The organism is Pseudomonas caspiana, from assembly GCF_002158995.1.
Lineage (GTDB): Bacteria > Pseudomonadota > Gammaproteobacteria > Pseudomonadales > Pseudomonadaceae > Aquipseudomonas > Aquipseudomonas caspiana.
The window spans coordinates 1-14,387 of the sequence record NZ_LOHF01000027.1 but is presented as its reverse complement, the minus strand read 5'-3'; the positions used below and the strand labels follow the sequence as shown (position 1 = coordinate 14,387).

General features: G+C 58.3%; 12 protein-coding genes. 6 read left to right on the top strand and 6 right to left on the bottom strand.

The window, feature by feature from the left end; all coding sequences use genetic code 11:
* The first annotated feature begins 217 nt into the window (after positions 1–217).
* Positions 218–1,801, top strand: coding sequence for an aldehyde dehydrogenase (NADP(+)) (locus AUC60_RS23660; protein ID WP_087273435.1), 1,584 nt, complete (start codon positions 218–220; stop codon positions 1,799–1,801).
* Between the two features lie 133 nt (positions 1,802–1,934).
* Here AUC60_RS23660 and AUC60_RS23655 read toward each other — a convergent pair whose 3' ends face one another.
* On the bottom strand, positions 1,935–2,786 hold the full coding sequence (locus AUC60_RS23655; RefSeq protein ID WP_087273551.1) for a PhzF family phenazine biosynthesis protein: 852 nt from the start codon (positions 2,784–2,786) through the stop codon (positions 1,935–1,937).
* Between the two features lie 357 nt (positions 2,787–3,143).
* Here AUC60_RS23655 and AUC60_RS23645 point away from each other — a divergent pair, with 357 nt between their 5' ends.
* Positions 3,144–3,998 carry an NAD-dependent protein deacetylase gene (locus AUC60_RS23645; protein WP_087273433.1) on the top strand — a complete coding sequence of 285 codons (855 nt, stop codon included), beginning with the start codon at positions 3,144–3,146 and terminating at the stop codon, positions 3,996–3,998.
* A 47-nt stretch (positions 3,999–4,045) separates the two neighbouring features.
* Here AUC60_RS23645 and AUC60_RS23640 read toward each other — a convergent pair whose 3' ends face one another.
* Entirely contained in the window at positions 4,046–6,409 is a 2,364-nt protein-coding gene (locus AUC60_RS23640) for a DNA polymerase II (RefSeq protein WP_087273549.1), read from the bottom strand.
* Positions 6,410–6,592: 183 nt separating this feature from the next.
* Here AUC60_RS23640 and AUC60_RS23635 point away from each other — a divergent pair, with 183 nt between their 5' ends.
* Together AUC60_RS23635 and AUC60_RS23630 are read left to right on the top strand one after the other, a co-directional pair.
* Positions 6,593–7,060, top strand: a complete 468-nt coding sequence (locus AUC60_RS23635) for a RidA family protein (RefSeq protein WP_087273432.1) — start codon at positions 6,593–6,595, stop codon at positions 7,058–7,060.
* Between the two features lie 3 nt (positions 7,061–7,063).
* Complete coding sequence (locus AUC60_RS23630) at positions 7,064–7,588, top strand: GNAT family N-acetyltransferase (RefSeq protein WP_087273430.1); 525 nt, start codon at positions 7,064–7,066, stop codon at positions 7,586–7,588.
* Here AUC60_RS23630 and AUC60_RS23625 read toward each other — a convergent pair.
* The 4 genes from AUC60_RS23625 to AUC60_RS23610 form a co-directional block, all read right to left on the bottom strand.
* On the bottom strand, positions 7,480–7,989 hold the full coding sequence (locus AUC60_RS23625; protein WP_087273428.1) for a helix-turn-helix domain-containing protein: 510 nt from the start codon (positions 7,987–7,989) through the stop codon (positions 7,480–7,482). The two genes, AUC60_RS23630 and AUC60_RS23625, sit on opposite strands and share 109 nt — an antisense overlap.
* A gap of 261 nt (positions 7,990–8,250) precedes the next feature.
* Positions 8,251–9,201, bottom strand: a complete 951-nt coding sequence (locus AUC60_RS23620; protein WP_087273426.1) for a GlxA family transcriptional regulator — start codon at positions 9,199–9,201, stop codon at positions 8,251–8,253.
* 153 nt (positions 9,202–9,354) lie between these two features.
* A complete protein-coding gene (locus AUC60_RS23615) occupies positions 9,355–9,888 on the bottom strand; it encodes a DUF4174 domain-containing protein (RefSeq protein WP_087273425.1) in 534 nt (177 codons plus the stop codon).
* A 101-nt stretch (positions 9,889–9,989) separates the two neighbouring features.
* Positions 9,990–10,316 carry a DMT family transporter gene (locus tag AUC60_RS23610; RefSeq protein ID WP_087273423.1) on the bottom strand — a complete coding sequence of 109 codons (327 nt, stop codon included), beginning with the start codon at positions 10,314–10,316 and terminating at the stop codon, positions 9,990–9,992.
* Positions 10,317–10,639: 323 nt separating this feature from the next.
* On the opposite strand from AUC60_RS23610, the gene AUC60_RS23605 reads away from it, so the two are divergent.
* Together AUC60_RS23605 and ppnN are read left to right on the top strand one after the other, a co-directional pair.
* Positions 10,640–12,598, top strand: coding sequence for a DNA topoisomerase III (locus AUC60_RS23605; protein ID WP_087273422.1), 1,959 nt, complete (start codon positions 10,640–10,642; stop codon positions 12,596–12,598).
* A gap of 322 nt (positions 12,599–12,920) precedes the next feature.
* A complete protein-coding gene (ppnN, locus tag AUC60_RS23600) occupies positions 12,921–14,294 on the top strand; it encodes a nucleotide 5'-monophosphate nucleosidase PpnN (protein WP_087273420.1) in 1,374 nt (457 codons plus the stop codon).
* Positions 14,295–14,387: the final 93 nt, after the last annotated feature.

Sequence of the window (14,387 nt, the reverse complement as noted above, 5' to 3'; positions counted from 1 at the left end):
TCGCGGCCTCGCGGTGCTCGTGCGCTCCTACAGATCCAATGTTTGCTTCGAGAAAGCGTAGCTCCATGGACACCGGGGCGCTTCCAAAAAACCAACGGTTCAGCAAACCTTTATCAGCAGGCGCAATCGCCAATCTTCGACTACCTTGCAGTGCTGAAAACCTGCTGGGCCGTTGATCCGTGTCTACGGCCCCTCCTACGATCAAGCCGGAGGCTTCATGACAGTTCTACTCGGACATAACTTCATCAACGGCAAGCGCAGTGCGGCTGGTTCGATCAGCTTGCAAAGCCTTGACGCGACCACCGGCGAAGCCTTACCGCTGTCCTTCATGGAAGCAACACGCGATGAAGTCGACGCTGCAGCCCTCGCGGCGTCCGGTGCCTACCACGCCTACCGCACGACCACCGCACAGCAAAGAGCAACCTTTCTCGACGCCATCGCCGATGAGCTTGACGCCCTCGGCGACGAGTTCATCGCTATGGTTTGCCGCGAAACAGCCCTGCCACCTGGCCGTATCCAGGGTGAGCGTGCTCGCACCAGCGGCCAGATGCGCCTTTTCGCCCAACTGTTGCGTCGCGGCGATTTCTACGGCGCGCGGATTGATCGTGCCTTGCCGGATCGGCAACCGCTACCTCGCCCGGATTTGCGGCAATACCATATCGGTCTGGGGCCTGTTGCGGTATTCGGGGCCAGTAATTTCCCGCTGGCCTTTTCCACTGCGGGCGGTGATACCGCCGCGGCTCTGGCGGCGGGATGCCCAGTCGTGTTCAAGGCTCACCCTGGGCATATGGCGACGGCTGAATGGGCAGCACTGGCGATCATCCGTGGCGCAGAAAAGACGGGAATGCCCGCAGGCGTTTTCAACATGATTTATGGCGGTACCGTCGGCGCCTGGCTGGTCCAGCACCCGGCAATCAAAGCCGTCGGCTTCACCGGCTCACTGGGTGGCGGCCGGGCCTTGTGCGACATGGCCGCTGCACGTCCGGAACCCATCCCGGTGTTTGCCGAAATGTCGAGCATCAACCCGATTCTGGTCTTGCCTGAAGCGCTCAATGCACGCGCCGAAAAAATTGCCGCGGAACTCGCCGCCTCCGTGGTTCAGGGGGGCGGCCAATTCTGTACCAAGCCAGGGCTGGTCATCGGTATACGCTCGCCGCAGTTCAGCCACTTTCTCGAAAAGCTTGGCTACCTGCTGAACGCCCACGCGCCACATACCCTGCTCAACGCAGGCGGCCTGTGCAACTTCGCCGATGGCCTGGGACGACTCGCCAGCCATCCGGGTCTGCATCATCGCGCCGGTCAGGTCCAGCAAGGTAATCAGGCCTATCCGCAGTTGTATGAAGCCGATGTGGCGTTGTTGCTCGAAGGCGATGCGTTGTTGCAGCACGAGGTTTTCGGGCCGATGCTGGTGGCCGTCACCGTCGAAGACGCTGAACAGTTGAAACAGGCGGTACTGAGCCTGCAGGGTCAACTGACAGCGACCTTGATTGCCGAACCTGCAGATTTCGAGGCATTCGCTGAACTGGTGCCACTGATGGAGCACAAGGCTGGACGGCTGTTGATCAACGGCTATCCCACGGGCGTTGAAGTCAGCGATGCGATGGTGCATGGGGGGCCGTATCCGGCGACCTCCGACGCCCGCGGCACTTCAGTGGGTACCTTGTCGATCAACCGCTTTCTGCGCCCGATCTGTTTCCAGAATTACCCGGATTTGCTGCTACCTGATGCGCTGAAAAACGCCAATCCACTGGGTTTGATGAGGTTGGTGGATGGTGTCGGGACGCGGGAGGCGTTGAGTTAATCCCGGCAGATAATTTGAAATGCTGTCCCTGTGGGACCGAATTGATTCGGGAAGGCGTTATTTCTGGCGGCACCTGAGCTGCGGCCATAACGGCCCCTTCGCGAATGAAATCGCCCCCACCGGGATGTGCGCTTCAGCCTTGTTTCAAGTCCACCGCCCCCTCAATACAAGTCACCGCCTCGCCGCCAATCCAGATGTCGTCGTCAATGCGTTGCACATGAACCCGCCCCTGCCGGCCCAGCGCTGTGCCCTGGCTGACCACATAGCTGTCCGGCGCAAGCCCGGCGCTCAGTAACCATTGCGCGATCCCCGCGTTGAGGCTACCGGTTACCGGGTCTTCCGGCATACCGTCGCCGGGGATAAAGGCTCGGACTTCGAATTGCGCTTCATGGCCGTCAACCCGCGGATCCCAAGGCGCAAAAACGCCAATCACCAGCCCGCCAAGCTGCGCATAATCGGGCTGCAACGCCAGTACGCTGGCCCGATCGGCAAGCCTGAGCGCCAACCATCCGGCACCATTATCAACCCAGCGAGCGTCAAGAATCGCGCCGTCAGCCAGGCCCATTCCGATGCGAATACGCTCCAGCAACTGCGCCTCGACCGGCTCGGAACGCAACAATGCCGGCGCAGTAAACGCCAGTTGCTTGCCCTGACGTCGAATTCGCACGAGGCCGATGCCGCACTCCTGAATGATTTCCTTACCTTTGGGCTGCCCTCCGCTTTCCAGCCATGCATGACAACTGCCCAAGGTCGGGTGTCCGGCGAACGGCAGTTCGTGCTGGGTGGTGAAGATCCGCAATCGATAATCTGCGTCCGGATGCTCTGGGGCGAGGACGAAGGTGGTTTCGCTCAGGTTGGTCCATTGAGCGAACGCAGCCATGGTTGCGTCGCTGATCTCGTTGGCGTCGAGCACCACCGCCAACGGATTGCCCTTCAGGGCCTGACTACTGAACACATCAACCTGTTTGAACGGAAAACGACTCATCATTGCCTACTCTGCAAACGCCAAGGCAGCGAGACTCTCATTTCAAGCCGGCAAAGGCAAAGCCGCCGCAATTCTTCACGTCGTCCGAGCGTGGTACTGACGTTGTTTGCCTTCGCTCTTCATACTGAGCACCTCGAAAACGACATACCTGAATCGCGCTGCAACGGTAGGAGCGAACGTGTTCGCGAGATAATGTCCCTGACACACCGCCTCGCCAACAAGTTGCCTCCTACTCTGAAAGCTGAACCTGATGGCGGTTCGCTTGATGATCATGTCCAGGCCTTGAGCCCAACGTGACGGGCACCATTCCATCACCTGTCTGGTCAGATGGCATTCATGCCACGTGGAGATCGCATCATGCTGGACCGCCCATCCATCGCCCCGGTAGAAGCACTCTTCACGCTCATGGCGCAAAAACGTTTTGTGGTCCTGACCGGAGCAGGCATCAGCACACCTTCAGGTATTCCTGATTATCGGGATACTGAAGGCGTCAGACGCGGCAAGGCGCCGATGATGTTCCAGGAGTTTCTCGGCTCACCGCAGGCCCGGCGCCGCTATTGGGCACGGGCAATGCTTGGTTGGCCGCGCGTGCGGATTGCTCAACCCAATGCGGCGCATCGCGCTTTGGCGACGCTGCAATCTCAGCAGTACATCGGCGGATTGATCACCCAAAACGTCGATACGCTCCACGATCAGGCTGGCAGCACTGACGTCGTCGAGCTGCACGGTAGTCTGCATCGGGTACTTTGTCTGGACTGTGGCGAGCGCTTTGATCGCGCCGCGATTCAACAATTGATGGAGGCGCAGAATCCCTACCTGACTGGCGTCGACGCAGTGCAGGCACCGGATGGCGACACCCTGCTCGATTCTGCCTTCGAAACCCATTTTCAGGTGCCTCATTGCCCGCATTGCGACGGCCAGCGTCTCAAGCCCGACGTGGTGTTTTTCGGCGAGAACGTCGCGCCGCCTACCGCTGCAAAAGCGCTGACCAACGTGACCCACGCTGACGGTCTGCTGGTGGTGGGTTCTTCACTGATGGCCTACTCGGCATTCCGCTTGTGCAAGGCAATAAGCGAGCAAGGCAAGCCGCTGATCGCCATCAACATCGGCAAAACCCGAGCGGATGAATTGCTGGACCTGAAAATTGAAATGTCGTGCGAGGATTTGTTGCCTGAATTGGTGGAGCGATTGATTGGGCGCGGAAATGTTTGATGCTTGCAATTACCTGTGGGAGCACTCCAGAACCAGATGGGAAACATCTAAAACAACCCCAACTGCCCGCCAATCAACGTACTGAAGTTATCATCCACAAATGGCAGGATGGCCTCGGCGATGGGTTGTAGCTGGCGGGTGACGTAATGGTCGTAATCGATCGGCGCGTGCCTGACTTCCAAAGGCTCCGGCCCGGCAACGCTGATGACATAACTGATCCAGCCGCCATTCTGGTACTGCTTGGGGCGCCCCAGGCTTGCGTTGTGCTCGTCGGCAAGGCGCGCCGCCCGTACGTGAGGCGGCACGTTACGCTCGTAGTCATCCAGTCGACGCCGCAGCCGCTTGCGATAGATAAGCAAGTCATCCAGCTCGCCTGCCACGGTACGACGCACATAGTCGCGGACATAATCCTGATAAGGCCGCCGATGGAAAATCCGCGCGTACAACTCTTGCTGGAATTCCCTGGCCAGCGGCGACCAATCGGTTCGGACCGTTTCCAGACCTTTGTAAACCATTTCATCAGTGCCATCCGCACGCCTGACCAGGCCGGCATAACGTTTCTTGCTGCCCTCTTCAGCACCGCGAATGGTCGGCATCATGAACCGTCGAAAGTGCGTCTCGAACTGCAGTTCCAGCGCACTGTCCAGGCCATATTCCTGCAGCAAATGCTCGCTCCACCATTGGTTGACCTGCTGCACCAGCGTGCGGCCAATCCGGGTCGCGTCCTCCTCGCTGTGCAGGCTTTTGAGCCAGACGAAGGTGGAGTCCGTGTCGCCGTAGATCACCGTATAGCCCTGGGCTTCGATTAACTGCCGGGTACGACGCATGATCTCGTGACCGCGCAAAGTGATCGATGACGCGAGCCGCGTATCGAAAAACCGGCAGCCACTGGAACCGAGCACGCCATAAAAGGCGTTCATGATGATCTTCAATGCCTGGGAAAGCGGCTGGTTGTTCTCCCGTTTGGCGGTCTCACGCCCCTGCCATACCCGCTCGACAATGGCGGGCAGGCAATGCCGGGTCCGAGAAAATCGCCCGCCGCGAAAACCCGGTACCGAATCTTCGTCAGAGGGATGGCGCAAGCCCTCGACCAAGCCCACCGGGTCAATCAGGAAAGTGCGGATGATCGACGGGTACAGGCTCTTGTAGTCCAGGACCAACACCGACTCATACAGTCCCGGCTGCGAATCCATCACAAAGCCACCGGGGCTGGCCTCCGGCATGCGCTCGCCAAGGTTGGGCGCCACAAAGCCCTGTCGATGCATCAGCGGAATGTACAAGTGACAGAATGCAGCCACTGAGCCGCCGCTGCGGTCAGCAGGTAACCCTGTGACCGAGGCACGTTCCAGCAGAAAGGTCAGCAACTCGGTCTTGGCGAAGATCCGCGTCACCAGTTCGCAGTCCTTGAGGTTGTAACGCGCCAGAGCGGGCTTGTCCTCGGCGAACATGCGGTTGATTTCGTCCATGCGCTGGTAAGGCGTATTGATCGCCTTGCCTTCTCCCAGCAAGGTCTGGGCAACGTTTTCCAGACTGAACGACGGGAAGCTCCAGGTCGCCGAGCGCAGCGCCTCGATACCGTCGATGATCAGACGCCCGCTGGCATCAGCGAAAAAGTGATTGTTGCGCGATCCATGCTCGCGCCAACCCATAGCCTCCCCACCCCGACCCAGACGTAACGGCACTTGCAATCTCTGCGCGTGCTCGTGCAAAACCCGCAGGTCGAACTGCACTACGTTCCAGCCGATGATTGCATCCGGGTCGTGACGTTCAAGCCATTGGTTGAGGCGCTCCAGCAGCAACTTGCGGGTGTCGCAGTATTCGAGTTCGAAGTCGACGTCGCGGTCATCACCATTGGCGGGGCCGAGCATGTAAACCTGACGCTGGCCGCAACCTTCCAGCGCAATGGAATACAACTCGCCTTTTTCCGTGGTTTCGATATCCAGCGACGCCAGGCGCAGTTGCGGCCGGTAATGCTCTGTGGGGCGGATCTGCGCCTCGCACAGCGTGCCGTTGCTGTCGGCTACACCGCTGAACTGCACGGGGGCAGTAATAAAGCGTTCCATGAGGTAGCGTTCAGGCGGCCGAATGTCTGCTTCATAGACATCCACTCCGCCTTTGCGCAGAGATTTTTCCAGGTTCATCAGTTGCCGATGCTGCTGGCAATAAACCCCGAGCACCGGACGATGACGGAAATCACACAGACTCAACTCACGAAGTTCGACCCCGGATTCACTGCGCAACACTGCTTCGGCACGCGCACGCTGTTCGGCAGGAATGAACGCCACTGACGGTTGCACAGGCAAGCGAATGTGCCGGGGACCGTTATCGGTCGCCAGCCAGAATTCCACCTGCGTACCTTCCGGCGTATCTCGCCAGTGTCGGCTCAGGATAAAGCCCTGCTGTACATCCACCACCACAAACCTCAAAAACCGTCAGGAGCGTGATTCTACTTGGCATTGGCCGGTACAGGGCGACTGATATGCACGACGAAGGCAACAACCAGAGAATCCATAGCTGATCGCTTGCCAATGTCGCTCTCTTGAGGCGATATAGGCACCCTCCTCATTGGATTCATCTTCACCACGGGACGCGACATGTCAGCAGACCAACGCTTCAACCTGATTGCCGAACAGCTTGGTTATAGCTTTGATGGTGAGATCAAGATTGGCGGCAATTATGTGCCCCTGATCCGCCACAACGATGAAATTTACATCAGCGGGCAAATCCCTCGGGTTGGCGACACCGTGGTGGTCACCGGACGGGTGGGTGCCGAGACCACGCTGACTCAAGCGCAATTGGCGGCCAGGGTATGCGCAATGCGCGCTCTGGCTTTGTTGCAACGCAGCACGGGCTCGCTGGACGAGATCAAACGGCTGCTGCGCATGAACCTGTACGTGCAATGCGCTGCGGATTTCACTCAACAAAGCGAAGTGGCCGATGCGGCTTCTGAAGTGTTGTTCTTCGTACTGGGCGATAAGGGCGCACATACTCGCACCTCGATTGGCGTCTACCAGTTACCGAAGAACGCCACCGTCGAGCTTGATCTGATCGCGGGGGTGTAAAGCATGTCCGCACTCAGGATTGAGCGTTTGCAAGGCCGACACGCAGCGTCTTATCGAGACTTGATGCTGGATGCCTATACGCGGCATCCCGAGGCGTTCACTTCTTCCACTGAAGAGCGTGCAGCGCTGCCCTTGTCGTGGTGGCAAAACCGGCTTGATGCTGCACAGGATGCGGCGCAAGTGGTGTTTGGCGTCACTGACGGCGATGCCGTCCTCGGTGCTGTCGGGCTGACCTTCAGCAACCGCCAAAGGGCGCGTCACAAGGTTTTGCTTTTTGGCATGTATGTCGTCGCCGAGCAGCAAGGCAAAGGCCTCGGCCAGGCGTTGATCTATGCTGCGCTGGGCTACGCGCGCAGCCGACCGCATGCGTTGCTGGTGCAACTGACCGTCAGTGAAAGCAATACTTCAGCTCGCAGGCTTTACGAGCACAACGGGTTCGAATCCTTTGGTCTGGAGCCATTGGCAGTCGCGACCGAAGCCGGATTTATCTCCAAAGTCCATATGTGGCGAGCGTTACGCGAGATTTGAGATGGGCTCACCGCCCGCAACCTGCGCTCCTGGCCCCGCCAAAGCGCAGGGTTGGTCCCTTCGGCTTTGCTGAACATATGAGAGAAGTGCGCCTGATCGCAAAACCCGCACTCGGCGCTGATCTGCGTGAGAGTCATGTCCGAGTGCTTGATCAACTGCTTGGCTTGCTCGATGCGCTGGTTGCGAATCCAGTCTTGGGGCGACATGCCGGTACTGCGCTTGAATGAGCGCGAGAAATGGCTGCGCGTCAAATCGCAGGACTGAGCCAGAAAAGGCACAGAGACTTTCTTGCTCAGGTCAGCGGTGATGAGTTGTTTGACCAACGCCAGGCGGCTGCTTGAAAGACCACCGGTTACAGGCGCATCAGCCACGTCGTTGACGTCGTGCAGTGGGTTGTCCATGACGATAAAACCTTGCGAAATATCCTTGAGTCCATCTTCGCAGTCGTCAGTTTTCTAACAACCCTCTCAGGGGGAGCACAACGGCCATCACGGTGCATGATCAGGACAAATCAGGGCTGATATGACGCTGTCGAGCAGCGTACCCAGAACCTGTGGGGAGCGAGGCTTGCCCGCGATGAGGGCACCGCAGATATCAGGTCTATCGCATCCAGCCTTATCGCGGGCAAGCCTCGCTCCCACAGAGGATTGAAGCAGTCCCCATCACCCAAACTGCTGTCGATACTGACTCGGGGTCAGGCCGAGCCTGTCGCTGAACAGTGAGCGCATGTAGCGCACGCTGCCAAAACCACTGCGATGAGCAACCGTCTTGAGCGGCAGCACGGTGGTTTCCAGCAGATTGCGCGCCCTGTCCAGACGGGCGTTCTGGATGAACTCCATTGGCGTCATATTCACCTCACGACTGAACACCCGGGCAAAATGCCGAGGGCTCATGGCCGCCATCGAAGCCAATCGCTCGATTGAGAAATCTTCTTCCAGGTGCTCGATAAGGTAGTTCTGTATCCGGGTAATTGGCGTTTCCTGTGTCGCAACGGTGGCCACCAACGGGCTGAACTGCGCCTGACCGCCCTGCCGTTTCATTACTACCAACAGCACTTTGGCAACGTCCAGCGCGACTTTCTTACCGTGATCCTCAGCCACTAGCGCCAATGCCAGGTCGATACCCGCCGTCACGCCGCCGGACGTCACCAGACGTCGATCCTTGATGTAGATCTGATCAGTGGTGACCTGCGCAGCCGGGAATCCCTTGATCAGGCGCTCGGTGTAATGCCAGTGAGTCGTTACCGTGTGACCATCGAGCAAACCGGCCCTGCCCAGCAAAAAGGCGCCCGTGCAAATTGAACCGTAGAGGGTCGATTCTTGCGCGGCCTGCTGAAGCCACGCCACCAACGGCGGATGGCTGTCGTTATAGGATCCGGGACCACCCGGCACCAGCACTAAATCGAAAGACGTCGGAGCATTTTCAACGCACACGTCCGGATGGACCGTCACTCCGTTCGAGGCGCGAATGGCCGACGCCTGTGTGCCGACGGTTGTCAGTTGATAGTGCCTGGCGGGATCGAGATAGCGGTTAGCGATAGAGAAGACCTCCATCGGCCCGGCCATGTCGAGCAGCAGGAAGTCAGGAAACAAAACAATCGCAACGGTCTTCATGGTCTTGCATCGCCCAAATCGAGTTCAATACCCCAAAGCAAAGGCCCGAAACCGACATCGCTTCGGTCTTGGGCCTCGACTCGTGCACATACTACCGTTTTGAGTGATGTTTCGTCGTTGTGGGCTGGCGTGCCAGCCTCAGACTTTCACGACTCAGTCATCGAGTGTTTTAGGGGCACCTTTCGCAGGTTTGCCGGACTTCTCTGCGCCGGGCTTGGCCTCCGGGACAGGAGCAACGGCCGCCGGGGCGGTGGCAGCCTTTTCCTCGGTGGGTAATTGATCAACCGTGGTAAACAGGTCTTTCACAGCAATAGGGCCAAGCTGATCAAGCTTTTTCTCACCGTCCTTGCCCACCAGAACGACTTTGGTTCCCCTGCTCGCCCCCAGTTTCAGCTCTCGTATCAGCGCCATGGTGGCCTGAGGATCAAGGTCTTTACCGTTTCGTTTGCCGATCATGGCAACGACCGTGTAAAGCACCATGTCACGCTCTGCAAAGCCTTTCTGGTTGTCCGGTTCCTTGAGCTCTTTTTGCAGGTTGACCAGCGTCGGGTCCAGAGTGCTCGGTGCGATAACGATCAATGGGCGCGCCTTGCCGCGGTCTTGATTCAGAGGGCTGTCGCTGTCAGCTGCAAGCAGAGGGCCTGCAGAGACAAGCAACGTGGCGAGGGTCAACGACCGGATAAACATAAATGGCTCCTTCAAACCGAGACAGGACACTAGTCGGGCTTTCGACGCTGTTTAAGATGTTTTGTTCTAATCGGGTATAGCTCAAAAGCCTTCGGTACTTTTTATTTAACAGGTGAGGACACCAGTTTCAATCCGACAATGCCGGCCAGAATCAGCAGGAAACACAGAATTCGCAACACACTGCGATCCTCACCCAGCACCAGCATGCCGTAGATTGCCGTGCCCAATGCGCCGATTCCAACCCACACAGCATAGGCCGTACCCACCGGGATGGTGCGGGTCGCAAGCGAAAGCAGGTACATGCTCAAGCAGATAAAAAAACCGCAGAAAATACTGGGCAGTAGCCGGGTGAAACCGTCGGTGCGGGGCATTACTGCTGCGTAGATGATTTCGCAGGCACCGGCGAATAATAGAAACATCCAGCTCATCGAACTTCCTTGAATTGGTTTTCTCTAGTTGGCGTCGGGACAAAATAGCGGTGCCAGAGCGGTTGGTGCAAGGTTCGGCGCTGCAGCGACTGAATCCGGACGCTTGGGACTGGCTTTAGCCGGGAGGAATTTTTTCTGACCATGAATAGGCGGCGAATGTACCGGCCCTGCCCCGGCGAAAGTCGGTCCTACCAAATGAAACCCGATTACAGCGGCACCTTCCCACAAAGTTTATCTGTATATCCATACAGATAAACCTTGCCGAAAACGCCCTCACTGCTCATGCTGTGCCCTCATCAAAACCTGTAAGAACGATGGTAACCATGCGGCTGTTTCTGTGCGAAAAACCCTCCCAGGCCAAAGATATCGCCGCTGTATTGGGCGCGAGTCGTCGTGGAGACGGCTGCTGGGTGGGTCCAAATGCTACGGTTACCTGGTGCATCGGCCATCTGCTGGAAACCGCGCCGCCCGACAGCTATGACGCCCGCTACAAACGCTGGGTGCTGGATGACCTGCCCATCGTCCCGGAAAAGTGGAAGATGCTGGTCAAGCCGCGTACCGCCAGCCAGTTCAAAGCAGTCAAGCGCCTGCTGGGTGAAGCATCTGAGTTGATCATCGCCACCGATGCCGACCGCGAGGGTGAAATGATTGCCCGTGAGCTGGTAGACCACTGCCGTTATCGTGGGCCGATCCAGCGTCTTTGGCTTTCGGCACTGGATGACGCATCGATCCGCAAAGCCTTGAATGCGCTGAAGCCCGGGGCCGAAACCTTTAGCCTCTATCACTCGGCTTTGGGTCGCTCGCGGGCGGATTGGCTGATTGGCATGAACATGAGCCGCCTGTTCACCCTGTTGGGCCGACAATCAGGCTATCAGGGCGTTTTGCCAGTCGGCCGCGTGCAAACCCCGACCCTGAGGCTGGTGGTAGATCGGGATGGCAGTATTGCCAACTTTGTTCCTGTCCCGTTCTGGGCCATCGATGTGCAACTGCTCCATGCCGACCAGCCTTTCACTGCCCAGTGGCGCGCCGCAGCGGATGTGTGCGACGACCAGGATCGATGCCTTGACCAGACGATTGCGCAGCAAGCCGCTGAGGCCATGCGCAACGCGGCCAGCGCAAAGCTGCTCAAACTACGGACCGAACGAGTTCGCGAAGCCGCACCGCTGCCTTTCGATCTGGGCACTCTGCAGGAAATCTGTTCGAAAAAGCTTGGTCTGGGTGCTCAGGAAACCCTGGACGTAGCCCAATCGCTGTATGAAACCCATAAGGTCATCACCTACCCGCGCAGCGACTGCGGTTATCTGCCCATCAGCCAGCATAGCGATGCGCCGACGATCATTGCTGCGCTGGGCCGTACAGATCCGACGCTTCACGATCTGCTCAAACATCTTGATCCGACCCGACGCTCAAGAGCGTGGAACGATGCCAAGGTCAGTGCTCACCACGGCATTATCCCCACGGGCGCGGGCAAGTCCCTCGATCAACTGACGGGCAAATACCGCGCCGTGTTTACCTTGATTCGAGCCCGCTACCTTGCGCAATTTCTGCCCAATCATGAATACGATCGTACTCAGGCCGATTTCGACTGTGGCGGCGAAAAGCTTCGCGCTACTGGCAAACTGATCGTCGAGCCGGGCTGGAAACGTGCGCTCCCTGAGGCGTTGGCACCGGCAAAGGGCCGTGAGGCACCTGCGCCACAAGCACTGCCCAGGTTGTCTGAGGGTTTTGATTACCCGGTTGGCAACGTCACCCTCAAAGACCTCTGGACGCAGCCACCCAAGCCGTTCACCGAGGGCGACCTGATCAAGGCGATGAAAAACGTCGCCCGGCTGGTGGAGGATCCGCTGCTCAAACAGAAACTCAAGGACACCACCGGCATCGGCACCGAAGCCACACGGGCCGGGATCATCCAGGGCCTGCTGGATCGCGGCTACCTGACCAAAAACGGTAAAGCCCTGGCCGCGACCCCGGCAGCATTCAGCCTTATCGATGCGGTGCCCCGCGCTATCGCCGACCCTGGCACCACGGCCATTTGGGAGCAGGCACTTGATATGGTTCAGGCTGGCGAAATGAGCCTTGAAGAGTTTGTCGCCAAACAGGCTACCTGGATGAGCAAGCAGATTACCCGTTGTATGGGCATGCGCATGGTCATTAGCGCCTCCGCCAGCCCCGTCGGAGGCAAGCAGCCCTGGAAGGGCAAACGCAAGACCGCCAAGCGTAAACCAGCGGGAACCGGTGCAACCAAACCGCGACGCACAGCAAAGGCCGCCAGCAAAGTTTGATCGAATACCGGATGCGCGCTGTAACCCATTCACTTGTAAGCAGTTGACGCTCAATTGAATCACCGGTTGAATGGCTACGCCTGCTCACGTCGCGCGCAGTCAGCCGCGCTTCCAATTTAGAGCAGCAACCCAGACAAGGAGGATATCGAGTCAACCGGTTTTGTCGGCCCGCTTCAATCGTGGTGTTGGCTTTTGTCCCACGCTATCGCACATGACACTTGCCCGTCCGGCCGCCTCCTTCATGCATGGCCGTACAGGGCCTCACTATTCAGATGCGCCTGGGTCCGATTGGCTCAGCGGCATTTCTTCAAGGGAATTCAGAATGCCCACAAGACAAGTAATCAACGCCTCGGTCAGCCCGAAAGGCAGCCTCGAAACACTGTCCCAACGGGAAGTACAGCAACTCAGTGCCGCGGGTTCAGGCAGCATTTATACCCTCTTCCGCCAGTGCGCCCTGGCCATCCTCAACACCGGCGCACATGTCGATAACGCCAAGACCATTCTTGAAGCCTACGAGAGCTTTGAAGTCCGTATTCACCAACAGGACCGTGGCGTCCGCCTGGAACTCCTCAATGCCCCGGCCGATGCATTCGTCGACGGCGAAATGATCGCCAGCACCCGTGAAATGCTGTTCAGCGCCCTGCGCGACATCGTCTACACCGAGAGTGAGCTGGACAGTCAGCGCATTGACCTCGAAAGCTCCCAAGGCATCACCGATTACGTGTTTCACCTGCTGCGCAACGCTCGCACGCTGCGCCCGGGTCTGGAACCGAAGATGGTGGTTTGCTGGGGCGGTCATTCGATCAATACCGAAGAGTACAAATACACCAAGAAGGTTGGCCACGAACTTGGCCTGCGTAGCCTGGACATCTGCACCGGTTGCGGTCCCGGGGTGATGAAAGGCCCGATGAAAGGCGCGACCATCGCTCATGCCAAGCAGCGGATCAACGCAGGCCGTTATCTGGGCCTGACTGAACCGGGCATCATCGCTGCAGAGGCGCCTAACCCGATTGTCAACGAGCTGGTCATCCTGCCCGATATCGAGAAGCGTCTTGAAGCGTTCGTGCGCGTTGGCCACGGCATCATCATTTTTCCGGGGGGCGCCGGCACTGCAGAAGAGTTCCTTTATCTGCTAGGCATCCTCATGCACCCGGACAACCGCGAACTGCCTTTCCCGGTGGTGCTGACCGGTCCGAAAAGCGCAGCGCCGTACCTGGAACAACTGCACGCCTTTGTTGGCGCGACTCTGGGCGAATCGGCTTACAAGCACTACCAGATCATCATCGATGACCCGGCTGAAGTGGCCAGAGAAATGACTGCCGGGCTCAAGACCGTCAAACAGTTCCGCCGCGACCGCAATGACGCGTTCCACTTCAACTGGCTGTTGAAAATCGACGAAGGCTTCCAGCATCCGTTTGATCCGACCCACGAAAACATGGCCTCCTTGCAGTTGAGCCGCTCGCTGCCGCCGCATCAGCTAGCGGCCAATCTGCGTCGTGCGTTCTCGGGGATTGTCGCCGGTAACGTCAAAGACAAAGGCATTCGTCTGATCGAACAACACGGCCCTTATGAAATCCACGGCGACAACGAAATCATGGAGCCTCTTGATCGCCTGCTGCATGCTTTCGTTGAACAGCACCGCATGAAGCTGCCCGGCGGCGCGGCGTATGAGCCTTGCTATCGGGTAGTGACGTAACACATAAACGTTGGTTTAAATCCCTCCCTGTAGGAGCGCACGAGTAACGCGAGGCCGCGATGGCGGTCTCCCTGATACACCGCCATCGCGGCC